We start from the raw sequence: 24,820 nt of genomic DNA, 5'->3' as shown, positions 1-24,820 counted from the left end.
CACCGATCCTGTGGGAAACCGCCTGCGGGTGCTGCTCGCAAGCGATTGATCTGACAGCAGCAGACCTGAATCGGGGAACTGTGGTGATAAGGGTGATCGGAACGGGCTTTGGCCGGACAGGAACGGACTCGATGCGCGAGGCGCTGACGATCCTTGGCTTCGGCCCGTGTCACCACATGTACGAAGTCATGGCCAATGAAGACCAGAAGCGGCTTTGGCGCGCTCTGGCCCAGGGCGCGGCGCCAGAATGGAATCAGCTGTTGGCCGGCTACGCATCCTGCGTCGACTGGCCCTCGGCGCACTATTGGCGTGAGCTGATCGACTTCTATCCGGACGCACGGGTCATTCTGACATATCGCTCGCCGGAAAGCTGGTGGGCAAGCTTCGAGGAGACGATCCTGGCGGGCATCAACCAGAGTACGGATCAGGAATCGCTCGGTCTTGCCTTGATCTCCAGGCAGGTCTTCGGCGGCCGGGCGCATGATCGCGCCCATGCCATCGCCGTTTACGAAGCCAATGTAAGGGCAGTCATTGCGACAGTGCCACCGGGCAGGCTGCTGGTCCACAATCTGGGAGACGGATGGGAGCCGCTTTGCCTCCATCTCGGTGTGCCGGTGCCGGACCGGTCGTACCCCAATCGCAACAACACCAAGGACTTCCGGTCGGCTCTCGGACAGAACTAGCTTGCCCCACATCTGCAAGTGTTGATGACCGCTGGCGGCCACCGGCCGTCTGGTTCAATGCCCGAACGCCAGCGGCGGTGCCAACCGATCCCGCCGCAGCCAGCGCGCCAGGAGCAGCGCCGCCACCACCGCCAGCCCCGACGACAGGCCGATCCAGATGCCGACGCCGTGGAAGCCGAAATGGAAGGCGAGCAGCACGCCGAGCGGCAGGCCGACGCCCCAATAGCCGATCGCGGCATAGATCATCGGCACCTTGGTGTCGTGCAGGCCGCGCAGCATGCCGGCGGCCACCGCCTGCGCGCCGTCGAAGACCTGGAACAGTGCGGCAAACACCAGGAACGACACGGCAAGCGCGATCACCCTGGCATTGGCCGGGTTGGCGAGGTCGATGAAGGCGCTGATCAAGAGATGCGGCCACAGCACCATCACCAGCCCCATCAGCGCCATGAACGAGACGCCGATGACGAACGCGGTCCAGCCGGCACGCGACACGCCCTCCGGATTGCCGGCGCCATGCGCAAGCCCGACGCGAACCGTCACCGCCTGGTTGAGGCCGAGCGGCACCATGAAGGAGATCGAGGCGATCTGGATGGCGATGGCGTGCGCGGCCAGCGAATCCGCGTCGATCAGGCCCATCAGCAGGGCCGCCGCGTTGAAGATCGTCACCTCGAAGGCAAGGATGCCGGCGATCGGCAGGCCAAGCCGCAGCAGGCCCTTGAAGCGCGGCCAGTCGGACCGCCAGAAGCGGCCGAACAGGCGGTAGCGCCGAAACTTCTTCTCCAGCATCACCACGAGAGCCATGCCGATGAACATCAGCATGCTGGACAGCGAGGTGGCGAGGCCTGAGCCGGCAATGCCCATCGCCGGAAAGCCGAGATTGCCGAACATGAACACCCAGTTGAACAGCGCGTTGCAGGCGACGGCGACGAAGACGATGATCAGCGCCCAGCCCGGCCGCTCCAGCGCCGAGATGAACGAGCGCAGCACGATATAGCCGTAGAAAGGCAGCACCGCCCATTCCAGCCAGCGCAAATAGATGCCGGCCTGGTGCGCCAGCGCGGGTTCCTGCCCCATCGCCAGCAGGATCGCCTCACCGTGCCAGAGCACGATCCAGATCGGGATCGAGATCAGGATCGCCAGCCACAGGCCCTGGCGCACGGTGCGGCGCAAATCGCGCACCGAATAGCGGCGGCGGCCGAGCTCGGTGGCGATCATCGGGGAGGTCGCCAGCATCAGGCCGAGGCCGAAGATCAGCGGCATGAAATAGAGGTTGGCGCCAAGCGCGCCGCTGGCCAGCGTGTCCGGCCCGAGCCTGCCCATCATCATGACGTCGGTGGCCGTCATCGCGGTCTGGCCGAGATTGGTCAGCACCATCGGCCAGGCCAGCGCCAGCGTCGCCCTGATTTCCTGACGCCAAAGATTTTCCGGCGCGCGAGCGCCGGCTTCGATCGCAGACATTGTTCCGCTCTTTCAAGGTTGCGGCGCATCGGCATAGGCCGGAAGCCGCATTGCAAACGGCAAAACCTTCGGTTTCGCGGCGTTTGCGCCGTCTATTGAACGAAATGCGACATGATGGCAAGGGAGGAGGAGCGGGCACCGATTGAGCCAGCGCCATTCCAGGGGCTACCGTAGCCTCGTTCCCTTGCCGGCCGCTGGCTGCTACGGATTGTCGTGGAGACCGGCAGCCAGCGAACCCGCCGGGAGGAACGGATGGCGTTCAGGCAGCGAAAAAACACGGCCGCGATTCCGCGCACGGCGCCCGCTTTCGAGCACATCGTGACCGAGGCGAGCGACAGTTTCCTGTGGCGGCTCGATGACTATCCCTGGGAGCGCAATGTCTGGAACTTCCATCCGGAATACGAAATCCATCTGCTGCGCAAATCCTCCGGCGTGGTCCTGGTCGGCGATCACATCGGCGAGTTCGGGCCGGGCTACCTGACCATTGTCGGCGGCGGCCTGCCGCATGACTGGGTGACGGCGGTGCAGCCGGGCGAGTTGATCGAAGGCCGCGACATCGTCCTGCAATTCGATGCGCAGAGGCTGCGCGGCTCGGTGGGCCTGCTGCCGGAACTGCGCGAACTGGAGCCGTTCCTGGAGCGGTCGCTGCGCGGCATGGTCTTCCACGGCCGCACGGCGCTGGAAGGCGCCGAGCTGATGGAGCGGATGGGAACCGTGCATGGGCTCGCGCGCCTCTGCCTGTTCCTCGAACTGGTCGACCTGCTGGCCAGGACCGACGAATACGAGCTTTTGTCGTCGCCGGATTTCTCGCCGCTCCTCGACGCCGCCTCGCTCGACATCATCCAGCGCACCCTGACCTATCTGTTCCAGCATTTCGCCGAGGATCTGAAGCTGCCGGACGTTGCCGAACGCGCCGGGATGAGCGAGAGCACATTCTCGCGCTTCTTCCAGAAGAACACCGGCAACTCCTTCAGCGACCACCTCGCCAAGCTCCGGCTCTGGCAGGCCTGCAAGCTGTTGGCCGACACCGATGTCGCGATCACCGACATCTGTTTCCAGGTCGGCTACATGAACATCTCCAACTTCAACCGCGCCTTCCTGCGCAAGCACAAGATGACGCCGTCCTCCTATCGCAAGCTGTCGCGGCAGCGGCTGACGATGCGCGCATAAGCACGGCCTAAATCAGCGGCTTTCACGCGATCGATACTCATGTGACGGACTTCGTTGCAGGGCGCCGTATTTTGCGCTGCACAATGCATAAAAGTACAGGTTTGCTGCAACGGGGCTTCTAGCTTGGCCCGGTTGAACTCCGCATTTTGGCGATGGGTGGCTTGTCGTTCGGGCGATGGTGAGGATCGCGAAGCCCGAGGACTTGCGCTTCCTGCGAATGTTCCTGGAGGAGAAAATCAATGAAACCAATTCGGCTCGCTGCGGGCTTGGGCGCAGCTTTCATGCTTTCCGCTACCGTATCAACCATCGCGCTGGCACAGGCGCCGGTCTGCTCGGCGCCGGTCAAGGTGCTGGCGCAGCCGCGCGACGGCCTGACGCTTCTGGAGGACTCCAAGGCCGAGTTCGAGAAGCTTGCCGGCGCCGGCTTCCAGATCGACTATCTGAACGAAAACGACCGCCGGGCGAAATCGCGCGCCGATGCGTCCACCGTCGGCAATTACAACGTCTACTATGTCGACGAAGCCAATGTCGCATTGTTTGCCTCGTCGAAATGGATCGTGCCGCTGACCGATTATTATCCGGCTGACTATGACTATGCCGACTTCGATCCCGGCCGCCAGAAGGTCGCCACCTTTGACGGCAAGGTCTGGTTCGCGCCGCTGACCGGCGGCGGCGACCTGATGGTCTACCGCAAGGACGTGCTCGAGGCCGCCGGCATCCAGCCACCCAAGACGCTGGACGAGCTGATCGCCGACGTGCCGAAGCTCACCAACCCGGACAAGGGCATGTATGGCATCGCGCTGCGCGGCGCGCGCGGCTCGGGCGCCAATGTCTGGCGCTGGATGCCGTTCTTCAAGGCCTATGGCGGCCAGTGGTTCGATGGCGACAAGCCGGTCTTCAATTCGGACGCCGCCGTCAAGGCGACCGAAACCTATCTGAAGCTGTTCAAGGATTCGGCACCCGGCACGCAGACCGGCAGCTGGGACGAATCGACCGGCGCCTTCCTGTCGGGCCAGGTCGCCATCCTCGTCGAATCGACGCCGCTGTCGGGCATGGCGGTGGACCCGAAGACCTCGCAGGTGGTCGGCAAGATCGGCTTCCTGCCGCCGCCCTCGCCGCTGCCCGGCGGCGGTTACGGCCATGGCCTTGCCATCGCGGCGAAGGCCAATGCCGATGACGCTTCGAAGAAATGCGCCGGCCTGTTCATCGCCTGGGCGACATCGAAGGAAAACGAGAAGCGCCGGCTCGACGCCCACCAGTTCGGCGAGTTGAACCGCACCAGCATCCTGTCCAGCAAGGAGTTCGCCGACATCTACGGCGCCGATCTCGGCCAGGCGCTGGCCGAAACCGGCAAGGTCACCGCGGTCAACTTCTGGCAGGATCCGCGCTGGCCCGATCTCGGCGACCGCTGGGGCATCATCCTCGAGGAACTGGTGACCGGCACCCGGACCGACATCAAGGGCGGCCTCAACGAACTCGACGCCTATGCCAACGAGCTGGCGAAGAAGAAGTAGGGCCATCCTCCCGCCCGTGGCACGCGGTCCGCGGCATTGTCCGCAACGCCGGGACCTGCGCGCCACGGGGAATTTGCCCAACGAGGAAATCATGCCGACACGATCGAGACGCAAGCGAGGATAGATGCCAATGGCCCGACGCACGTCGCTCCCTGTCACCTTCGTCGTTCCGACCATTGCCATCCTTCTGGTGCTGTCGATGGTGCCGACGCTCTACGCCATCGTCATCGCCTTGCAGAATCGCGAGTTGAGCACACCCGATTATTCCTGGGTCTGGCTGTCGAACTTCGTCGACCTCTTCCTCGACCGCCGCTTCCTCAACGCGGTCTGGGTGTCGGTGAAGTGGGAGATCGTCACTGTTGTCGCGACCATGGTGGTGGCGATCGGCCTCGGCGTGCTGATGTTCGAGGTCGCCAGCCCACGCCTACGCAATATCTACTGCCTGCTCTTCATCATCCCGGTGCTGTTGCCGCGCGTCTCGGCGGCCTTCGTCTGGAAGTTCGCCTATCACCCTCTCTACGGCATCGCCACCTATCCCTATAGGCTACTGACCGGTGGGCTAATCTTCGACCCGCTGTCCAAGCCGGCGACGGCCTTGTTCGCCGTCGCTTCGGTCGATGTCTGGCAATGGGGGCTGTTCTTCGCCGTCATCGTGCTGAAACTGCTCGAAACCTTGCCGCCGCAGCCGATCGAGGCGGCGCGGCTCGACCATGCCAAACGCTGGCAGATCCACGCCTATGTCACCTTGCCGATGCTGAAGGCGCCGTTGATCAGCCTGATGTTCGTCAAGATGATCGAATCGCTGCGCTCCTTCGACCTGATCTATGTGATGACCCGCGGCGGACCGGGCGTGGCCACCGAGACGCTCGACATGTACGCCTTCTCGCAAGGCTTCATCGAGTCCGGCAAGGTCTCATACGCCTCGGCCATGGCCGTGCTGATGATGATCGCCACCGTCATCACCTTCACTATGCTGTGGAAGCGGGTGCAGGCATGAGACCGGGTCGCCTGATCGGCAAGGCCATATTGGCGCTGGCTGGATTCCTGGCCGTGTTTCCGCTGCTGTGGACGGCGCTCAATGCGCTGAAGAACAATGTCGACATCATTACCCGCGTGCCGCGCCTGGTGTTCACGCCGACATGGGCCAACATCGGCTACATCCTCGGCCGCGACAGCGTGCTGACCGGGCTCTACAACTCGGTCGTCGCCTGCGGCTCGGCCGTGCTGATCGGCATCGTGCTCGGCCTGCCGGCGGCTTACGCGGTGGCGCGCTATCCCAACCGCTGGGCCGGCGACATCCAGTTCTTCGTGCTGTCGCTGCGCTTCCTGCCGCCGGTGGCGGTCGCCATCCCGCTGATGGTGATCTGGCTGCAGGTCGGCCTCTACGATACTTTGCCGGCGCTGATCATCACCTATTCGTTGCTCACCATCTCGGTGATCATGTGGCTCGCCATCCCCGCCTTCCAGAGCGTGCCGAAAGAGATCGAGGAAGCCGCCTTCGTCGACGGCTACGGCGCCTATTCGGTGTTCTGGCGCATCGCGCTGCCCGTGGCCGCCCGCTCCCTGGCAGGGGCGGTCGCCTTCAGCTTCGTGCTGGTCTGGAACGAATTCCTGATCGCGCTGATGCTGTCCAGCTCCAACGCCAAGACCTTGCCGATCGTCGCCTCGGAACTCTCCCAGCAAGGCATGAACGTGCCATGGGGGATTCTCAACGCCTCGGTCGTGCTCCTGTCGCTGCCGCCGCTGCTGTTCCTCGGCGTGCTCAGCGGCTTCCTGAATTCAGTTTTCCGGCAAAAAAAGACTTGATGTGAGGATTTCCCGATGCGGGCACTGGTGCTTGAGAAAAAAGGCGAACTGTCGTTGCGCGAGATCGCGCTGCCGCTCGATGTCGGGCCGGACGACGTCAAGATCGCCATCCACACCGTAGGCGTCTGCGGCAGCGACGTGCACTATTACACCCATGGCGCCATCGGCAGCTATGTCGTGCGCGCGCCGATGGTGCTCGGCCACGAAGCCGCGGGAACGGTCGTCGAGACCGGCGCCAATGTCGAGACGTTCAAGGTCGGCGACCGCGTCTGCATGGAGCCGGGCGTGCCGAACTTGTCGTCGCGCGCGACAAAGCTCGGCATCTACAATGTCGATCCCGACGTCAGTTTCTGGGCGACGCCGCCGGTGCATGGCGTGCTCGCGCCCTATGCGGTGCATCCCGCCGCCTTCACCTACAAACTGCCGGACAACGTCTCTTTCGCCGAGGGCGCGATGGTCGAGCCCTTCGCCATCGGCATGCAGGCGGCAAGCCGTGCCCGCATCGTTCCGGGCGATGTCGCCGTCGTCGTCGGCTGCGGCCCGATCGGCATCATGATCGCGCTTGCCGCCCTGGCCGGCGGCTGCTCAAAGGTGCTGATCTCCGATTTTTCCGCGCCCAAGCTGAAGATCGCTGCGCAATATGCCGGCATCGTGCCGGTCAATATCGGCGAGCGCTCGCTGGCCGACGCGGTAGCCGCCGCGACCGACAATTGGGGTGCCGACATCGTCTTCGAGGCCAGCGGCAGCCCGAAGGCCTTCGCCGATCTGTTCGATGTCGTGCGACCGGGCGGCGCGGTGGTGCTGGTCGGGCTGCCGGTGGAGCCGGTTGCCCTCAACGTGCCGGCGGCGATCTCGAAGGAGGTGCGCATCGAGACGGTGTTCCGTTACGCCAACATCTTCGACCGCGCCTTGCAACTGATCGCCTCCGGCAAGGTCGACCTCAAGCCGCTGATCACCGGCACCTATGATTTCTCAGACAGCATCGAGGCCTTCGAGCGCGCTGCCCAAGGCAATCCGGAAGACGTCAAGCTGCAGATCCTGCTCACCGGCGAGAAGGGCTGACCATGTCCGCGATCGTTTGCTCCCATGTCGACAAGGCCTATGGCGCCACCACTGTCATCCGCGACCTCAACCTCTCGATCGAGGAACACGAATTCGTCGTGTTCCTCGGCCCGTCCGGCTGCGGCAAGTCGACCTTGCTGCGCATGCTGGCGGGGCTGGAGGACATCAGCGGCGGCGAGGTCTCGATCGGCGGCAAGGTGGTCAACGATCTCGATCCGGGCGACCGCGGCATCGCCATGGTGTTCCAGAACTACGCGCTCTATCCGCATATGACGATCTTCGACAACATCGCCTTCGGGCTGCGGCGCCAGAAGGTGCCGGTGGCCGAGATCCGCAAGCGGGTCGACGCGGTGTCGAGGACGCTCGGGTTGGAGCCCTATCTCGGCCGCAAGCCGGCCGAGCTTTCCGGCGGCCAGCAGCAGCGCGTCGCCATTGCCCGTGCGATGATCAAGACGCCGAAAGTCTTCCTGTTCGACGAGCCGCTTTCCAATCTCGACGCCAAATTGCGCAACCATATGCGTGTCGAGATCGCGCGCCTGCACCAGTCGCTGAAGACCACCACCGTCTACGTCACCCATGACCAGCTGGAGGCGATGACGCTGGCCGATCGCATCGTGCTGCTGAAAGAGGGGGTCATCGAGCAGATCGGCGCACCGGCGGAAATCTACCTGCGCCCGGCCAACATGTTCGTGGCTGGTTTCATCGGTACGCCGAACATGAACTTCGTCGAGGTGACGGTCGGCCGCTCGGGCAATGACTGGACGTTGACCGACGCGGGAACGGTGCTTTCGATCGAGGGCCGGGGTTTCCATCTGCAGCATGGCGACCGCGCCGTGCTGGGCATCCGGCCGCCGGACCTGAAGACGGCCAATGCCGGCGCCGCCGGCATATTGCAAGGCACGGCCGATCTCATCGAATTCCACGGCAATGACGCGCTGGTGACATTCGGCTCCGGCGGCAAGGAGATTAGCGCGCTGGTTCCGGCACGCGAATGCCCGGCGCTGAATGCCCCTGTCCGCTACACATTCGTGGAAGAGGCCATCCATTTGTTCGACGCGACATCAGGCGCGTCGCTGCGCAAGCAGTAGGCAAAAGCCTACCGGATGGCGTCGAGCGCCTGGCGTTGGCGGTGCATCTCCAGGAAAATCCGGTAGTCGCGGTCGAAGCGGGCGCCGGCTGCCGGGTTGGCGGCCCGCCTCTTGCCGCCTTGCTGCATGGCAAGGCAGGCGGCGTTGAGGTCGGGAAAAAGCCCGGCGGCGGTGGCGGCAACCATGCCGGTGCCGAGCAGCACCGCCTCGTCGGCCAGCGGCTCGACCACCGTGCAGCCGGTGGCGTCGGCGTAGAGCTCCATCAGCAGCGGGTTCTTGGTGTGGCCGCCGGTGACATGCAGCGTGTCGATCAGATAGCCATTCTCGTTCAGCGCCTCCAGCACATGGCGCACGCCGAGCGCGATGCCGACGGCGGTGCGCCAATAGAGCTTGCAAAGACTGTCGAAAGAGGAATCCAGCGTCAGCCCGCTGACGACGCCGACGGCATGCGGGTCGGCGAGCGGCGAGCGGTTGCCGTGAAAATCCGGCAGCACATGCAGGCGCGCGGCGAGGTTGTCGCCCTCGGCGGCGCGCAGTTCGGCGACCCGCCTGGCGATCTTGGCGTGCATGGCGGCGTCCGGCTCGCCGCCGGCGCCGTGCCAGCGGATAATGTGGTCGAGCAGCGCGCCGGTGGCCGACTGGCCGCCTTCCGACAGCCACAGCTTCGGCAGCGCAGCACCATAGTAAGGGCCCCAGACCCCGGCGAAAGGCTGCGGATCGGGCGACATCGCCATGACGCAGCTCGACGTGCCGGCGATCAGCGCCAGATGCCGGCCGATATCCTGATCGTCGCCGGCAAAGCCGCCGAGCACGCCAAGCGCGCCGGCATAGGCGTCGATGACACCGGCGCCGACCCGGCAGTTTTCGCTCAGGCCGAGCTCCGCCGCCGCTTGCGCCGTCAGCGGACCAATGTCGGCGCCGACCGGACTAGCCCGCTCCGGCAGATTGCCGTGCTCGAAAAGGTCGTCAAGGCCGACAATCTCGAAGAAATCGCGCTGCCAGGCGCTTTCCTCATGCGCGAGATAGGTCCACTTCGCCGTCAGCGTACATTGCGAACGAGCCAGCGAGCCGCTCGCCTGCCAGGTCAGGAAATCGGCCAGGTCGAATAGATAGCCGGCTTCATTCCAAGTCTTGGGCAGGTTGCGCTTCAGCCACATCAGCTTCGGCGTCGCCATCTCCGGCGACATGACGCCGCCAATATAGTTGAGCACCTCGTGGCTGCTCGCCGTGCATTCGTCGGCTTCGGCAATGGCGCGGTGGTCGAGCCAGACGATGGTATCCCAGCGCTTCTCGCCGGTGGTCGAAACGCTGAGCTGATCGCCTTGCCGGTCGCGCACCACCAGCGAACAGGTCGCGTCGAACGAGATGCCGACAATGTCTTGCGCCGCGACGCCGGCTCTTTCGCGGGCGGCACGCACGGCGGCGCAGACCGCCGACCAGATGTCGCGCGAATCATGCTCGGCATGATCGGGCTTCGGCTGGTTCATGGCGATCGGCCGATCGGCACGGCCGAGCAAGATACCACGGGCGTCGAGAATGCCCGCGCGAGCGCTCCCGGTGCCGACATCGACCGCGCAAACAAACTGTTTCGTCAAGATGCTCTAACTCTCGCTCCCAGGCCTGCAATCAGATCGGGCAATTGCAGCATGTCAGCGAATATAAAGTCCGGTTCACTCGACGCAAGCCGCGCTTTCAGTGCGGGGTTGCCGGCATGAGCGCCGCCGGTGAAGGCAAGGACGCGCATGCCGGCCGCACGCGCCGCCGCGACGCCGGCCGGACTGTCCTCGATAACGAGGCATTTGCGCGGATGCGCCCGCATGCTGGCGGCGGCGTGCAGGAAAAGGTCGGGCGCCGGCTTTCCCTTGGCGACCATGGCTGCGCTGAACAGATGCGGCTCCATCAGCCCGAGCAGTCCGGTGACGTCGAGCGCGTAGCGGATGCGCTCCAGCGTGCCCGAAGAGGCGACGCAGAACGGCAGGCCGAGCTTCGGCAACACCTCCTTGACGCCGGGGATGGGCTTGAGCTCCTCGCGGAATCTTCTCATCAGGTCCACACGCATGGCGGTCAGATGCTGATCGCTGATCTCCAGGCCGAAGTCGCGGGCAAGGATCTCGCGCACGCTTTTCATGCTCTTGCCGAGGAAATGCTCGTAGGCGGCGTCCTCACTGACAGTGCCGCCGGCACGTCCGATCATGCCGAGCAGTGCCGAGACGGAGAGCGCCTCGCTGTCGACCAGCACGCCATCGCAGTCGAAGATGACCAGTTCAGGCGTCATGATGGCTGGTAGCTCTCAGAGCTTGCCGGCGATGTAGCGTGTCAGCGTGGCCCGGGCGCCGTTGGCCCACAGCACGTTGAGGGCGTGGCCGAAGGCTTCGACGAACGCCGTGGCGCGGCCGACATCGCCATAGATGTCCTCCATGGCGAGCCAGGCGGCCGGCGCCTCCTTTGCCGCTTTTGCCGTCGCTTGCAGCCGGTCCCAGCTCGGGTCGTTGGGTTCGATGACGGCGCCGCTGTCTGATGTGCCGAAGCAATAGCGGCACCACAGCGCCGATTCCAGCGCCAGCCCGGCAACACTCTTCCCGGCCTTCAGGCGGTCGGCGATGGTCGGGATGATGAATTTCGGTTGGCGGTTGGAGCCGTCAAGGCAGAGCCGGCGGATGGTGTCGCCGATCTTGGGATTGGAAAAGCGCTTCTCGATGAGCTGGTAATAGTCCTCCAGCACCGTGTCCGGCACCGGCGGCACCGTCGGGATGATCTCGTCGTGCTCGAGCTTGTCGAGAAAGCCGCGCACCAGCGGCTCCTGCATCGCCTCATGGACGAAATGAATGTCCATCAGCCCGGCCGGATAGGCGATCGTGGCGTGGCCGCCATTGAGAATGCGGATCTTCATCAATTCGTAGGGCGCGACGTCTTTGACGAACTGCACGCCGACCTTTTCCAGCGGCGGCCGGCCATCGGTAAAGCGGTCTTCCAGCACCCATTGCCGGAACGGTTCGCAGAACACCGGCCAAGCGTCCTCGACGCCGAAATCCTTGGCCAGGATGCCGCGCTCGCGGTCGGTGGTGGCCGGCGTGATGCGGTCCACCATGCCGTTTGGAAAGGCGACGTTGCTGCTGACCCAGTTGGCGAGATCCTCGTCGATCAGCCGCGCCAGACCAATGACGCCATCCGAGGTGACGTGGCCATTGTGAGGGATGTTGTCGCAGGACATCACGGTAAACGGCACGGTGCCTTCGTCACGCCGGCGCAGCAGTCCTGCCAGGATGATGCCGAACACGGTTTTCGGTGTCGCGCCCGGCTGCGCGTCGGCGACGATATCCGGATGGGCCGGGTTGAAGACGCCCGACGCCGGGTCGATGAAATAGCCGCCTTCGGTGATGGTCAGCGAAACGATCTTGATCGCCGGATCGGCCAGCCGCTCGATGATGCCCGCCGCATCGCCGGGCATCAGGAAATCGATCATGGCGCCGGTGACGCGGGCGCTCATATGGCCCTCATCCTGCTCGACCACCGTGGTCAGCCAGTCCTGCTCTTCGAGCTTGCCGCGACCGATCTTCTCGCCCTCGAAGACGCCGGCGCCGACCAGCGCCCAGTCATGGCCGACACCTGAATTGAACAGATCGTCGAGATAGACCGCCTGGTGCGAGCGGTGGAAATTGCCGACGCCGAAATGCACGATGCCGGCCTTGAGCTTCGAGCGATCATATTTAGGAACGGCAACATTGCCGGGCAGGCTGGAGAGGTTTGAAGACGAGAGTTTCACGGTCATCTGTTTTACCCTTTGGCCGGGCTTCGGCCTCGTTACTCCGCCTCTCTCCGTCCTGTCGGGAAAGGGACGACACATGCCTTGCGAGGCCGATGCGGCCTGTAATGTGAGCCTCTGCTCCTCGCGGAGGGACGAGAAGCAGAGGCCGCCCCCCTCAACTCATCCACTGGCCGCCATCAACATTGTATGTCTGGGCGACGATGTACTCGGCTTCGTCGCTGGCCAGGAAGACGGCCATGCCGGCGAGGTCCTCCGGTTTGCCCATGCGGCCATAAGGCACGCCTTCGCCGACAAGCCGCTTCTTCTCGCCCTTCGGCCGGTTTTCGTATTTGGCGAACAGAGCATCGACCTGATCCCACATGTCGCTGTCCACGACCCCGGGCGCGATGCCGTTGACGTTGATGCGGTGCTTGATCAGGTCGAGCCCGGCCGACTGGGTCAGCGAAATGACGGCGGCCTTGGTGGCGCAATAGACGCCGACCAGCGGCTCGCCGCGCCGTCCGGCCTGGCTCGCCATATTGATGATCCTGCCGCCCTTGCCCCGCACGATCATCGAGCGGGCCGCCGCCTGCAGCATGAACAGCGTGCCGGCGACATTGACGGAGAACAGTTTTTCATAGCTCGCCCGCGAAATCTCGACGATCGGCGCCAGATCGAACAGAGCGGCGTTGTTGATCAATATGTCGAGGCCGCCGGTCCTCGTTTCCACTGCCTTCACCGCGGCGTCGATCGAGGCCTGATCCGTGACATCGAGTTTGACCGCATAGGCATTGTCGCCGATCTCTGCCGCCGTCTTTTGCGCGGCCTCGAGATTGATGTCGGCAATGGCAACGATAGCGCCTTCGCGCGCATAGGCTTCGGCGAAGGCCTTGCCGATGCCACGCGCCGATCCCGTGATCAGCGCCGATTTGCCTTTCAGCCTCACGTCGCCATCGCCTTGCCGTCGGGGCCGAAGCGATGGAGCTTGGCCTTGTCGGGCGTGAGATAGATGGTATCGCCATGATGCACGGCCAGTTCGCCGTCGGCACGCACCGTCAGCGGGCCGACGCCGTCGGCCTGGACATGCAGGAAGGTGTCGGAGCCCAGATGCTCGGCAACGCCGACCGTGGCCTTCCATTCGCCCGCCGTGGTCGAAATCTGCATATGCTCGGGGCGGATGCCGATGGTCTTGGCGCCATATTTGGCGGCCGGCGCGCCTTCCACCAGGTTCATCTTCGGCGAGCCGATGAAGCCGGCGACGAACAGGTTGCGCGGCGTCTTGTAGAGCTCCATCGGCGAGCCGACCTGCTCGATATTGCCGGCGTTCAGCACCACAATCTTGTCGGCCATGGTCATGGCCTCGACCTGGTCATGGGTGACGTAGATCATGGTCGTCTTGAGCTGGTGGTGCAGCTCGCTGATCTCCAGCCGCATCGTGCCGCGAAGGGCTGCGTCGAGATTGGACAGCGGCTCGTCGAACAGGAAGGCCGAGGGCTGGCGCACGATGGCGCGGCCGATGGCGACGCGCTGGCGCTGGCCGCCGGAGAGCTGGCCTGGCCGCCGTTCGAGATAGTTGGTGAGGTTCAGGACGCGCGCCGCGTCCTTCACCTTCCTGTCGATGGTCGCCTGGTCCTCGCCCGCCATCTTCAGCGGGAAGGCAATGTTCTTGGCCACCGTCATATGCGGGTAGAGCGCGTAGGACTGGAACACCATGGCGAGCTTGCGCTTGGCCGGTGCCTCGCCGGTGACGTCGCGGCCGTCGATGTTGATGGTGCCGCCGCTGGTGTCCTCCAGCCCGGCGATCAGCCGCAGCAGCGTGGACTTGCCGCAACCCGACGGGCCGACGAAGACGACGAACTCGCCATTCTCGATCACCAGGTCAATGCCTGGAATGATGACCGTCGACCCGAACGATTTGGAGACGTTCTTGAGCGTGATGTTTCCCATGGTTTCCTCCCCGAGGGGTTATTGTCCGACGTTCTTGAGCGTCACGTTAGGTCACGGCTTACTTACTTCACGGCGCCGAAGGTCAGGCCGCGCACCAGCTGCTTCTGGCTGAACCAGCCCATGATCAATATCGGCGCGATCGCCAGCGTCGAGGCCGCCGAAAGCTTGGCCCAGAACAGGCCTTGCGGGCTGGAGAACGAACTGATGAAGGCGGTCAGCGGCGCTGCTTCCGTGGTGGTCAGCCGGATCGTCCAGAACGCCTCGTTCCAGGCCAGGATGATGTTCAAGAGCATGGTCGAGGCGATGCCGGGCACCGCCATCGGGGTCAGCACATAGATGATCTCGTTCCACAGCGAGGCGCCGTCCATGCGCGCCGCTTCCAGGATCTCGCCCGGGATCTCGCGGAAATAGGTGTAGAGCATCCACACCACGATCGGCAGGTTGATCAGCATCAGCATGACCATCAGGCCGATGCGGCTGTCGAGCAGGCCGGTGTCGCGGAAGATCAGGTAGATCGGGAACAGCACCGCGACCGCCGGCATCATCTTGGTGGACAGCATCCACATCAGAATGTCCTTGGTCCGCTTGGTCGGCGAGAACGCCATCGACCATGCCGCCGGAATTGCGACCAGCAGGGCCAGGACGGTCGATCCGACCGAGAGCAGCACCGAATTGAAGAAGAACTTGAAATAGCCGCTCTGCGCCTGAACCTCGGTATAGCTCTCGAAAGTTCCCGACGGGATCAGCGCGAAGCCCTGGATCGCCTCCTGTTCCGACTTGAACGAGGTGATGATCGTGTAGAGGATCGGGAAGAAGATCAGCAGGGCGACGATCCAGGCCGCAACCGTCGCGATCGTCTTGTGCTGGGTGGTGACTGCACGGGCCATCTTGTCCTCCCTTACTTGTCGAGGTTCTTGCCGACCGCGCGCATGGCGAAGAAGGCGACGATGTTGGCGAGAATGACGGCGATCACACCGCCCGCGGATGCCTGGCCGATTTTGAACTCCAGCAGCGCCTTCTGGTAGACGAGGAAGGGCAGGTTGGTGGAGGCGTAGCCGGGGCCGCCATTGGTGGTGACGAGGATCTCGGCATAGACCGAGAGCAGGAAGATCGTCTGGATGAGGATGACGACGGTGATGGCGCGCGACATGTGCGGCAGCGTCAGATAGATGAAGCGGCTGATGAAGCCGGCGCCGTCCATTTCGGCGGCTTCCTTCTGCTCGCCGTCAAGCGACTGCAGCGCGGTCAACAGGATCAGCGTCGCGAAAGGCAGCCACTGCCAGGCGACGATGATGATGATGGCCGTCATCGGATGTTGCCCGAACCAGTCGATCGGTTGCGCCCCGAAGAAGCGCGCTATGTCGGCGAACACCCCGTATTGCGGGTGCATGATCATGTTCTTCCAGACAAGCGCGGCCACCGGCGGCATGACGAAGAACGGCGAGATGACGAGGATGCGCACGATGCCTTGTCCCCACATCGGCTGGTCGATCAACAGCGCCAGCAGGATGCCGCCGATAACCGTGATCAGCAGCACGCTGATCACCAGGATCAAGGTGTTGAGGATCGACTGCAGGAAGGCCGGATTGGAATAAAACAGCGCGTAATTGGAGAAGCCGACGAACCCGTCGCGGATCGGGTTGAGCGGATTGTACTGCTGGAAGGAGAACCAGATGGTGATGACCAGCGGCACGATCATCCAGACGAACAGCAGAACGACGGATGGTGCCATCATGAAACGGGCAAGCGAACGGGTCTGCTGAGTAGCCATGACGGTCACCCTTCAATGGTCAGACTGAATTTTCAGAGGCGTTGAAGGCGGCCGCCCGAGCTGGGAACTCGGGCGGCCGTTGCCGGTCGAGGAGGCAACCGGCATTCGGCACCGGGAGGAGCCTTACTTGATATACCCGCCTTCGGTCATCGCCGCGGTGGCGGCGTCCTGGGCCTGCTTCAGCGCATCGTCGACGCTCGACTGGCCGGCAAGAGCCGCCGAGAAGAGCTGGCCGACCGTGGTGCCAAGCCCCTGGAATTCAGGGATGGCGACGAACTGGACGCCGACATAGGGTACCGGCTTGACGGTCGGATGCGTCGGGTCGGCGGCGTTGATGGAGTCCAGCGTCATCTTGGCGAACGGAGCCGCCTTCTGGTACTCGGCATTGGCGTAGAGCGAGGAGCGCGTGCCCGGAGGGACGTTGGCCCAGCCTTCCTTCGAAGCGACGAGTTCGGCGTAGTGCTTGCTGGTCGCCCATGAGACGAATTTCTCGGCCGCGTCAGCCTTCTTGGTGCCGGCCGGAATGGCCAATGACCACGCCCACAGCCAGTTGCCGCGCTTGCCGAGGCCATTGTCGGGCGCCAGCGCATAACCGACCTTGTCGGCGACCTGGGATGCCTTGGGATCGGAGACGAAGGACGCCGCGACGGTGGCGTCGATCCACATGCCGCACTTGCCCTGCTGGAACAGCGCCAGGTTCTCGTTGAAGCCGTTGGAAGAGGCGCCTTCGGGGCCGTCGGCCTTCATCAGGTCGACATAGAACTGCAAGGTCTTCTTCCACTCGGGCTGGTCGAATTGCGGCTTCCAGTTCTCGTCGAACCAGCGGGCGCCGAAGGAGTTCGACATGGCGGTCAGGAAGGCCATGTTCTCGCCCCAGCCGGCCTTGCCGCGCAGGCACACGCCGTTCACGCCATTGGCGCGGTCGGTCATCTTGTCGGCGGCCTGCTTGATGAAATCCCAGGTCGGCGCGTCGGGCATCTTCAGTCCGGCTTTCTCCATCAGGTCCTTGCGGTACATGACGAAGGAGCTTTCGCCATAGAAGGGCGCGGCATAGAGCTTGCCGTCGACCGAAAGACCGCCGGCGATGGCCGGGATGATGTCCTTGGCGTCATAGTCGTCGCCGAGCTTGTCGAGCGGCAGCAGCCAGCTCTGCTTGGCCCAGATCGGAACCTCGTAGGTGCCGATGGTCATCACGTCATACTGGCCGCCCTTGGTGGCGATGTCGGTGGTGACGCGCTCGCGCAGCACGTTCTCTTCAAGCGTGACCCAGTTGAGCTGGATGTCGGGGTTGGCCTTGGTGAAGTCGTCGGTCAGCTTCTGCATGCGGACCATATCGCCATTGTTGACCGTGGCGATGGTGATGGATTCGGCATGTGCGGCAAAGGCGAGAGCGCTGGCCGACAACAAGCCCAGGGTGAGCGTACGCAGTTTCATCAAATTCCTCCCATGAACCAAGATGAGCATTTGCCTTGGCTGTGAGCAATTACTCACTTGCCGTGAATTATGTCAAGCCGGATTCGATGCTGCAGCGCAGCACCGGACCTGCCGATGGACAGACAAAGAGAGGCTTGTCCGCCCCTGATATCAGGCGGCGGGACTGGAAGGGCCGGAGGATTGAATCGGGAGAAAAGCGCCTGTCAGCAGGCGATCTCGGCCAGCAGCCAGTCGCGGAAGGCGCGGATCTTCGGCACGTTGCGGCGTGCTTCGGGATAGACCAGCCAATAGGCATGGCCGTCATCGCCAACCAGGTCGAAAGGCTGGATCAGGCGGCCGTCGGCAAGTTCCGCCTTGAACAGTGCCCGGGTCAGGATCGCCACGCCATGGCCCGCGATAGCCGCATTGGCCTCATAGGCCTGCGCGCCCATGCTGCTGCCGGGCCGCTTGGCAAGATCATGCGCATGCACGCCGGCCGTCTCGAACCATTGCGTCCACCAGACATCGCCCGGATCGAGGATCGGCAGCCGCAAGAGGTCGGCCGGCTCCTTGACGCCGCCAATGCTGGCCGCGAGCTTCGGGCTCAGCATCGGCGTGAAATCGGCGTCGAGCAGCTTGTGGGCCTCCAGACCCGGCCATTTGCCGCTGCCCGAGCGGATGGCGAGATCGACATCCTCGCGGGCGAAATCCGTCAGACGGCTCGATGTTTCGAGCCGCACGGCAAGTGCTGGATGAGCCATCTGGAACGAACCCAGATGATGAGCCAGCCAGTTCGAGGCGAAGGTCAGCACGGTGGTGACGCACAGCAGCCCGTCCGCGCCACCGCGCGCGGAGGCATAGGCCTGGCTAAGAATGGCAAAGGCCTCGCTGACCGCCGGCGCCAGCCTTTGGCCGGCTTCGGTCAGCTCGATTTGCCGCGGCCGCCGCAGGAACAGCGGTGCGCCGACGCGCTCTTCCAGCACCTTGATCTGATAGCTGACGGCGGCCTGTGTCATGGCGAGTTCCACGGCGGCCTTGGTGAAGGAAAGATGCCGCGCCACCGCTTCGAACACCCGGATCGCCTGCAGCGGTGGCAGTTGCGAAACCTGCGGTGAGCTCAGATCCGGCATAAAGGGTCCTTATGGGTCCTTATCGACGTTCGATTGGCAAAGCTGGCCAGCAAGCCCGACATTCACTGTCAACCCGTCATTCGGGTCTAGGATAGCGAAGGTTGACGATCATGACCATGGCGCAGCAAAAATGCACTCCCGCTCCCGATCACCGCTGGATTTCGTGGCTTGCGGACGGATTCGGCTGGTTCGCGATCAGAAAAAAGGCGCATCTGGACATCAGGGACCTGTCGCCGCATCTGCAGCGCGACCTCGGTTTCCTCGATGGTAACGATCCCCTCGGGCGGCATAAATAGACTTGTTGGCTTTATCGCCAGCCAGTCGCCGCGGCCGTGTCCGGCAGGCGCCACCGCGTCCCGGTCAGATGCTGGCCAGCAAAGCGGTCGCCGTCCGTTCGTCGGTGATGAGACCATTGACCAGCCGGCGGTTCACGGCCGCCAGGATGCCCGGCAGCTTGCGCTCGCCCATGGCCAGCGCAATGACCAGCGACTTCTCGCGCGACGGCAGCGATGCCGACGACACACGGTCGTTGGTGATGCCCTCGATCATGCGGCCTTCCCGGTCGAACACCCAGCCGACGATCTCGGCGATGCCGCCAGCCTTCTGCAGGGCCTTCAACTCGCTTTCGGAAATGAACCCGTCCTCGTAGAGCGGCGCCTTCGGACCGAGATCGCCGATGCCGATGAAGGTGACGTCGGCTTCCGCCGCAAGCGCCAGCGTTGGCTGGATCATCGGCTGGTTGAGCAGCATCTCGCGCTCCTGCGGCGAGGAGGCGATGACCGGCAGCGGCATCGGGAAGGAGCGCGCCTTGACCCGGTCGGCCATGGTGAAGATGACGTTGTAGAAGGCGGCCGAGCCGTCCGGCGAAATGTTGCCGGTCAAGGACACCACCTTGTGCTGCGGGCATTCCATCGGCGGCAGTTGCTCGATCGCCGCCTTCAGCGTGCGTCCGGTGCCGATGCCCATGACGATCGGCGTCGGCGACCGCAGCCGCCGCTCGATCTCGGCGGCCGCCGCTTCGGCGATGCCGATGGTGGTGGAGGATGAATTCGGATCACTCGGCACCACTTCGACCAGGTCGAGTGCGAAACGCGATTTCAGCCGGGCGGCGAGGTCAAGGCAGTTGGCGATCGGATGATCGACACGGACCTTGATCAGGCCTTCCGACACCGCCAGCGACACCAGCCGCTGCGCCGTCTGCCGCGAAATGCCGAGCGTGGCGGCGATCTGGTCCTGTGTGTTACCGGCGACATAATAGAGCCATCCGGCGCGCGCCGCGTCGTCCAGCCTGTTGCTGCCGCCATCCTGCCGGGTATTCACGTCCTGCCTCCGCAAACCGCTGCTCACAGGAGCGGTCCGCTCCCAGTTTCGCAGGGAACGGCCTCCTGCGCAATTGTCAATCTCAAGGGCAATTGTTTGGCCACGCACGGCAGGGATTTTCCCGCTGACACGATCGCGACGCGCAAAGCAGGGCGGCTTCGCTTCCGGCGGCAGTCACCTTCTGTGATCGCGATGGTTTATCTCCCGGCGCAAACCCTTTAAGGGGATCGCAAAAGGAGCGCTGCATGACACCGAAGGCGGTTTTCTGGGACATGGACGGCACGCTGGTCGATAGCGAGCCGCTGCACGAGGCCGCCCTTGTGGCGGCAATGCGCAATGCAGGCCTCAAGCCGCCCGCCGACCTTCATGAGCGCGTGCTCGGTGTCGCCGCCTGGCCGGTCTACGAAATGATGCGCGACGAGTTCGGCCTCGATCTTCCCTTCGACGACTGGATCATGCGCAAATACGAGCACTATCTGCCGCTGGTGGAGAGGCTGAAACCGCGTCCTGGCGCTATAGAAGTCTTCAATGAATTGCGCGCGCTTGGCGTGCAGCAAGCGGTGGTATCGAATTCGGACCGGATGATCGTCGACGCCAATCTGCGCATGGTCGGTCTGTTTTATCCAGGCATGAAAACGATCAGCCGCAACGATGTGCGTGATGGCAAGCCGCACGCCGAACCTTTCCTGCGCGCCGCGTACCTGGCCGAAGTCGATCCCGCGCACGCGGTCGCGGTCGACGACAGCTGGCCGGGCGCCATGGCAGGTCTGGCGGCGGGCATGAAGACGATCTTCTGGCCGGAAAAGCCGATGGAAGGACCGCCCGGCGCCATCGTCATCAACAGCGCCGAGGAATTGCGGGCTCAGCTCGGGCTCTAATTCCGGTAGACCGGCTCTTCCTCGTCGAGGATCGCCTTCAACTCGGCGAGATGGCGCTCGGCCTGGCCGGGATAGTCGTCCATTTCGCTGGCCGCCTTCTCGGCGATCGCATCGGACAGCGTGCGCAGAGGCCGGCCGGTCCACAGCGCCTTGATATAGGTCTCGGCGGCGCGCTCGAAATAGAACATGCGGTTGAAGGCATCGGCGACCGTATCGCCGATCACCAGCACGCCGTGATTGCCCATCACCATGACCTTGACCTTGGGGTCGGTGAGAAGCTGCGAGCAGCGCTCGCCCTCTTCCTCGAAGGCCAGCCCGCCATAATGCGCGTCGACGACATGGCGGTTGAAGAACATCGCCGAATTCTGGTCGATCGGCGGTAATGTCGAATCGGCGAGCGACGCCAGCACCGTGGCATGGATGGAATGCACATGCATGACGCAGCGCGCATGGGGCACGTTGCGGTGGATGGCGCCGTGCAGGCCCCAGGCCGTCGGGTCGGGCGCGTTGGGGCCCGACAGCGTGTTGGGATCGTTGGCGTCGATCATCAACATGTCGCTGGCCTTGATGCGCGAGAAATGCACCTGGTTGGGGTTCATCAGGAACTGCGTGCCGTCATCATTGACCGCCAGCGAGAAATGGTTGGCCACCGCCTCGTGCATGTTGAGCCGCGCCGTCCAGCGAAAGGCGCAGGCGAGATCGACGCGCTCTTCGTAGAAGGGCAGGTTGGTCAGCGGTTCCTTCTGCAGGCGGGCGATGCTCATCGAAAAATCCTCCGGTTTTGGCCAGAATGCCGCGAGCCACCGCTGCCCGCAACGGGTTTCGGTTGGTGCAGAGGGGCCGGATGCCTGTCAGGCCGCCGTGCTGGTGGCGGTGCCAACCCTCAGCCCGCCATGCTCGACGATGAAGTCGATGACTTCCCGCAAGCCCTTGCCGCGCGATAGATCGGTGAAGCCGAACGGACGCCTGCCGCGCATGCGGGCGGCGTCGCTCTCCATCACGTCGAGGTTGACGTTCACATAGGGCGCCAGATCGCTCTTGTTGATGATCAGGAAATCGGAGCGGGTAATCGCCGGTCCGCCCTTGCGCGGGATTTCCTCGCCCTGGCAGACCGAGATGACATAGAGCGTCAGATCCGCGAGGTCCGGTGAGAAGGTGGCGGCAAGGTTGTCGCCGCCGGATTCGATGAAGATGATGTCGAGGTCGGGAAACTTCCGGTTGAGTTCGGCGATCGCCTGCAGATTGATCGACGCGTCCTCGCGAATGGCGGTGTGCGGGCAGCCGCCGGTCTCGACGCCGACAATGCGATCCTCCGGCAGCGCCTGCAGCCGGGCCAGCATCATGGCGTCTTCCCTTGTGTAGATGTCGTTGGTGACGACGGCGATGGAGAACTCGTCGCGCAGCGCCTTGCAGAGTTTTTCGGTGAGCGTCGTCTTGCCGGAGCCGACAGGGCCGCCAATACCGATGCGAAGGGGACCGTTGGCTTGGGTCATGTCGGGAACTCCATGATGGCAAGGACTGCGAAGCCGAGCCCGATCAACAGGCACAGCGGCGAATAGTAACGCACATCGAGCCGCGCGAAAGGCTGTTCGGGCGCCAGGCGCCGCCACCACGGCGTGAAGCCGGCAATGCCGCGCCCCAGGAACACCAGCCCGATGAGCAGCGAGGTGGCGGCAAGGCCCTCCCTCGGGAAAGGCGAGGCAAAGAAGCCGATGAGCGCCAGCGGCCAGAGCGTTGCCAGGCCAAGACAGGCGGCAACGGCGAAACTGGCGAAGGGCGTCGGCATTTCGTCGACACCGCGAAAGCCGACGACCGCGCGGGCGCAGGACGCCGCATCCCTGCCCGGCCAGATGCCGCCAATGCCCCAATAGACATGCAGCGCCGTGATCAGCAGCAGGACGAAGGAGAGGACAAAGGCGAGGGCGATCATGAACGGAACAGCCGCGAATACTGGGTTTCGTGCTTCATCGCCATGATGTCGGAGACGAAGGCGCAGCCGCCGAGATCATCCAATGTCGATCGGGACGCGCGGTCGGCGGTTGAGAGCGCCAACGGCTCGAAGCCGGCCAGCAGCGTGGTGGCCTCGCTCTGGCCGACGACACCGAGCCGGATCGCCGCCTGGACGAGGTTGGAGAAGAAGGCTTGCAGGAAGGCGGACAGCGCATCCTCAAGCGCAATGCCATTTCCGCCGGCAATGGCGCCGACGGTGACGCAATAAGCGCTTTCGGCCGGCAGGCGCGCCAGCACCGGATTGGGCCAGGCCGCAGCTGCTTTGAGGAAGGCGGCACCTTGCAGCATGGTCTCGGTATGGCGTTCCCGCGAGCCGGCCAGCGCCTCGGCCAGTGCGGCGACTTCGTCGAGATCGCCGGCGGTGCGGGCGCGGCGCCAGCTCTCGGAAAACAGCACGGTATCGTTCCAGCCCGAGCCCATCTCGACCAGCGTTTCCAGCCAGTGGGCCAGGCTCGCGGCATCGGCAACCTGCCCGTCATGCACCGCCCGTTCGAGACCGTGGCTATAGGCAAAGCCGCCGACCGGGAAGGCCGGCGACAGCCACGCCATCAGCCGCAGCAGGGCGATGTTCGAAGGCTGGTCAGTCATGATCGTGGTGGTGGCCGGTATGGCTGTGCGAGTGCGAATGCGATTCGCTATGCGAGTGGGAGTGTGCCTCACCGTGGCTATGTGCATGCGCCTCGGCATGGCTGTGATCGTGGCCATGGTCATGACCATGCCCACCACCATGGCCGGAATAAGCGCCGCGCACCGGCTTGAACGGTTCCGAGACCTCGCGCACCGTGGCGCCAAGCCCCTCCAGCATCGCCTTGATGACATGGTCGCGCAGGATGACGATGCGATCCGCCTCGATGCCTGCGGCGAGATGGCGGTTGCCGATATGCCAGGCCAGTTCGGTCAGATGCACGCCGTCGCGGGCGCGGATGTCATAGACCTCTTCCGGCGCCGCGATGATCTCGACATGGCGGCCATCCTCCAGCACCAGCCGGTCGCCATCGTTCAGGGCGACGGGTTCGGGCAGGTCGACCAGCACCTTGCTGCCGTCGGACAGTTCGATGGCGCGGCGGCGCAGATGCCGCTCGTCATGCGCAAGCACAGCCTTGGCAAACGCCGGCGCCGCGCCCGCCTCGCCGACGGCCAGCACCGAGACGGCGCGCGGGAATTTGGTGAAGTCGGTGTTGAGGTTGAGCTTCATTTCATGGAGCCTCCGTTGGCCTGCGCCCGCGCGCGGGCAGGGCGCGAAAGCACCCGGTCGAAATAGGCGTTGACGCGGTCGGACTCGATCGGGAATTTTCCGGCGCGCGCCCAGTTGCCCATGTCGCCGAGCAGCACGTCGACCGCGGAAAACCGGTCACCCAGCGCAAACGGCTTGTCGCCGAGCCGGCGGTCCAGCGCCTTGGCTTCCGAGGCGAAATCGTAGGCCGCCGCCGGGCCGACATCGACGCGAACCTCCTTCGGCAGCAGGAAGCGGTGGCGCAATTTGTTCCACAGCGGCGCCTCGAACTCGCTCTGGGCAAAATGCATCCAGGAATCCATCTCGGCACGGCCGGCAACACCGGGATTGGCGCCCATGCCCTTGTCGGCGTGCTTGTCGGCCAGGTAGACGCAGATCGCCGCCGAATCCGTCACCGTCAGTTCATCGTCGATGAGGACCGGCACCTTGCCCGACGGGTTGAGCGCATAGGCTTCCGGCGAGCGCAGCTTGACCTCGACGAATTCATAGGGCTGCCCGAGCTCCTCGAGCATCCAGAGAACGCGGCTGACCCGGGATCCCCGTGATCCAACGGCCTTGTACATGCTAAGATCCTGTCTTTTCCTGGACTCT

At 64.1% G+C, this 24,820-nt stretch carries 26 protein-coding genes; 9 read left to right on the top strand and 17 right to left on the bottom strand.

Annotated elements, in window-relative coordinates; all coding sequences use genetic code 11:
* Positions 1-131 precede the first annotated feature (131 nt).
* Positions 132-683 (top strand): sulfotransferase family protein, encoded by a 552-nt coding sequence (locus JG747_RS02835; RefSeq protein ID WP_240564605.1) that lies wholly within the window; start codon positions 132-134, stop codon positions 681-683.
* 54 nt (positions 684-737) lie between these two features.
* Here the strand turns inward: JG747_RS02835 and JG747_RS02830 are convergent, their stop codons facing one another.
* A complete protein-coding gene (locus JG747_RS02830; protein WP_202361102.1) occupies positions 738-2,141 on the bottom strand; it encodes an MATE family efflux transporter in 1,404 nt (467 codons plus the stop codon).
* Positions 2,142-2,393: 252 nt separating this feature from the next.
* Here JG747_RS02830 and JG747_RS02825 point away from each other — a divergent pair, with 252 nt between their 5' ends.
* The 6 genes from JG747_RS02825 (at position 2,394) to JG747_RS02800 (ending at position 8,781) form a co-directional block, all read left to right on the top strand.
* Positions 2,394-3,311, top strand: a complete 918-nt coding sequence (locus JG747_RS02825; RefSeq protein WP_064985415.1) for an AraC family transcriptional regulator — start codon at positions 2,394-2,396, stop codon at positions 3,309-3,311.
* Positions 3,312-3,550: 239 nt separating this feature from the next.
* A complete protein-coding gene (locus JG747_RS02820; protein WP_027047615.1) occupies positions 3,551-4,825 on the top strand; it encodes an ABC transporter substrate-binding protein in 1,275 nt (424 codons plus the stop codon).
* 130 nt (positions 4,826-4,955) lie between these two features.
* Positions 4,956-5,822 carry a carbohydrate ABC transporter permease gene (locus JG747_RS02815; protein ID WP_027047616.1) on the top strand — a complete coding sequence of 289 codons (867 nt, stop codon included), beginning with the start codon at positions 4,956-4,958 and terminating at the stop codon, positions 5,820-5,822.
* Positions 5,819-6,631 (top strand): carbohydrate ABC transporter permease, encoded by an 813-nt coding sequence (locus JG747_RS02810; RefSeq protein ID WP_027047617.1) that lies wholly within the window; start codon positions 5,819-5,821, stop codon positions 6,629-6,631. Before JG747_RS02815 ends, JG747_RS02810 begins: the two co-directional genes overlap by 4 nt.
* 15 nt (positions 6,632-6,646) lie before the next feature.
* Positions 6,647-7,693: an NAD(P)-dependent alcohol dehydrogenase gene (locus JG747_RS02805; RefSeq protein ID WP_019862512.1), complete on the top strand. Its 1,047-nt coding sequence runs from the start codon at positions 6,647-6,649 to the stop codon at positions 7,691-7,693.
* A 2-nt stretch (positions 7,694-7,695) separates the two neighbouring features.
* Positions 7,696-8,781, top strand: coding sequence for an ABC transporter ATP-binding protein (locus JG747_RS02800; RefSeq protein ID WP_202361101.1), 1,086 nt, complete (start codon positions 7,696-7,698; stop codon positions 8,779-8,781).
* Between the two features lie 8 nt (positions 8,782-8,789).
* On the opposite strand, the gene JG747_RS02795 is transcribed toward JG747_RS02800, so the two are convergent.
* From JG747_RS02795 to gcvA, 9 genes are all read right to left on the bottom strand, one after another.
* The gene (locus tag JG747_RS02795; RefSeq protein ID WP_019862515.1) at positions 8,790-10,376 is read right to left on the bottom strand and encodes an FGGY-family carbohydrate kinase; all 1,587 of its coding nucleotides are present in this window, start codon (positions 10,374-10,376) and stop codon (positions 8,790-8,792) included.
* Positions 10,373-11,056 (bottom strand): HAD family hydrolase, encoded by a 684-nt coding sequence (locus JG747_RS02790; RefSeq protein WP_019862516.1) that lies wholly within the window; start codon positions 11,054-11,056, stop codon positions 10,373-10,375. Before JG747_RS02790 ends, JG747_RS02795 begins: the two co-directional genes overlap by 4 nt.
* Before the next feature lie 15 nt (positions 11,057-11,071).
* Positions 11,072-12,550 carry a mannitol dehydrogenase family protein gene (locus JG747_RS02785; RefSeq protein ID WP_064985236.1) on the bottom strand — a complete coding sequence of 493 codons (1,479 nt, stop codon included), beginning with the start codon at positions 12,548-12,550 and terminating at the stop codon, positions 11,072-11,074.
* A 151-nt stretch (positions 12,551-12,701) separates the two neighbouring features.
* On the bottom strand, positions 12,702-13,472 hold the full coding sequence (locus JG747_RS02780) for an L-iditol 2-dehydrogenase (RefSeq protein WP_019862519.1): 771 nt from the start codon (positions 13,470-13,472) through the stop codon (positions 12,702-12,704).
* Positions 13,469-14,473, bottom strand: coding sequence for an ABC transporter ATP-binding protein (locus tag JG747_RS02775; protein ID WP_019862520.1), 1,005 nt, complete (start codon positions 14,471-14,473; stop codon positions 13,469-13,471). The genes JG747_RS02780 and JG747_RS02775 overlap by 4 nt, the downstream gene beginning before the upstream one ends.
* Positions 14,474-14,535: 62 nt before the next feature.
* Entirely contained in the window at positions 14,536-15,360 is an 825-nt protein-coding gene (locus JG747_RS02770) for a carbohydrate ABC transporter permease (RefSeq protein WP_019862521.1), read from the bottom strand.
* Positions 15,361-15,371: 11 nt separating this feature from the next.
* Positions 15,372-16,244, bottom strand: a complete 873-nt coding sequence (locus tag JG747_RS02765) for a carbohydrate ABC transporter permease (RefSeq protein ID WP_027047618.1) — start codon at positions 16,242-16,244, stop codon at positions 15,372-15,374.
* A 123-nt stretch (positions 16,245-16,367) separates the two neighbouring features.
* Positions 16,368-17,678, bottom strand: a complete 1,311-nt coding sequence (locus JG747_RS02760) for an ABC transporter substrate-binding protein (protein WP_019862523.1) — start codon at positions 17,676-17,678, stop codon at positions 16,368-16,370.
* Between the two features lie 203 nt (positions 17,679-17,881).
* Positions 17,882-18,787, bottom strand: coding sequence for a transcriptional regulator GcvA (gcvA, locus tag JG747_RS02755; RefSeq protein ID WP_019862524.1), 906 nt, complete (start codon positions 18,785-18,787; stop codon positions 17,882-17,884).
* Positions 18,788-18,897: 110 nt separating this feature from the next.
* Between gcvA and JG747_RS02750 the strand changes: the two genes are divergently transcribed.
* The gene (locus JG747_RS02750; protein ID WP_027047619.1) at positions 18,898-19,083 is read left to right on the top strand and encodes a hypothetical protein; all 186 of its coding nucleotides are present in this window, start codon (positions 18,898-18,900) and stop codon (positions 19,081-19,083) included.
* A 64-nt stretch (positions 19,084-19,147) separates the two neighbouring features.
* Here JG747_RS02750 and JG747_RS02745 read toward each other — a convergent pair whose 3' ends face one another.
* Positions 19,148-20,107 carry a sugar-binding transcriptional regulator gene (locus JG747_RS02745; protein WP_010912814.1) on the bottom strand — a complete coding sequence of 320 codons (960 nt, stop codon included), beginning with the start codon at positions 20,105-20,107 and terminating at the stop codon, positions 19,148-19,150.
* A gap of 245 nt (positions 20,108-20,352) precedes the next feature.
* Here JG747_RS02745 and JG747_RS02740 point away from each other — a divergent pair, with 245 nt between their 5' ends.
* Positions 20,353-20,985 carry an HAD family hydrolase gene (locus JG747_RS02740; RefSeq protein ID WP_019862526.1) on the top strand — a complete coding sequence of 211 codons (633 nt, stop codon included), beginning with the start codon at positions 20,353-20,355 and terminating at the stop codon, positions 20,983-20,985.
* Here the strand turns inward: JG747_RS02740 and JG747_RS02735 are convergent.
* From JG747_RS02735 to JG747_RS02710, 6 genes are all read right to left on the bottom strand, one after another.
* Positions 20,982-21,749: a class II aldolase and adducin N-terminal domain-containing protein gene (locus JG747_RS02735; RefSeq protein WP_069090717.1), complete on the bottom strand. Its 768-nt coding sequence runs from the start codon at positions 21,747-21,749 to the stop codon at positions 20,982-20,984. The two genes, JG747_RS02740 and JG747_RS02735, sit on opposite strands and share 4 nt — an antisense overlap.
* Before the next feature lie 87 nt (positions 21,750-21,836).
* Positions 21,837-22,478, bottom strand: coding sequence for an urease accessory protein UreG (gene ureG / locus JG747_RS02730; RefSeq protein ID WP_199646985.1), 642 nt, complete (start codon positions 22,476-22,478; stop codon positions 21,837-21,839).
* Positions 22,475-22,915, bottom strand: a complete 441-nt coding sequence (locus JG747_RS02725) for a DUF3995 domain-containing protein (protein ID WP_019862528.1) — start codon at positions 22,913-22,915, stop codon at positions 22,475-22,477. The genes ureG and JG747_RS02725 overlap by 4 nt, the downstream gene beginning before the upstream one ends.
* Entirely contained in the window at positions 22,912-23,583 is a 672-nt protein-coding gene (locus tag JG747_RS02720; RefSeq protein ID WP_202361100.1) for an urease accessory protein UreF, read from the bottom strand. Before JG747_RS02720 ends, JG747_RS02725 begins: the two co-directional genes overlap by 4 nt.
* On the bottom strand, positions 23,576-24,190 hold the full coding sequence (gene ureE, locus JG747_RS02715) for an urease accessory protein UreE (protein WP_202361099.1): 615 nt from the start codon (positions 24,188-24,190) through the stop codon (positions 23,576-23,578). Before ureE ends, JG747_RS02720 begins: the two co-directional genes overlap by 8 nt.
* Complete coding sequence (locus JG747_RS02710) at positions 24,187-24,792, bottom strand: glutathione S-transferase family protein (protein ID WP_019862532.1); 606 nt, start codon at positions 24,790-24,792, stop codon at positions 24,187-24,189. The genes ureE and JG747_RS02710 overlap by 4 nt, the downstream gene beginning before the upstream one ends.
* Positions 24,793-24,820: the final 28 nt, after the last annotated feature.

Source organism: Mesorhizobium sp. 131-3-5 (assembly GCF_016756575.1).
Lineage (GTDB): Bacteria > Pseudomonadota > Alphaproteobacteria > Rhizobiales > Rhizobiaceae > Mesorhizobium > Mesorhizobium jarvisii.
The sequence above is the reverse complement of the archived record's forward strand: the minus strand, read 5'-3'. Positions and strand labels throughout refer to the sequence as shown.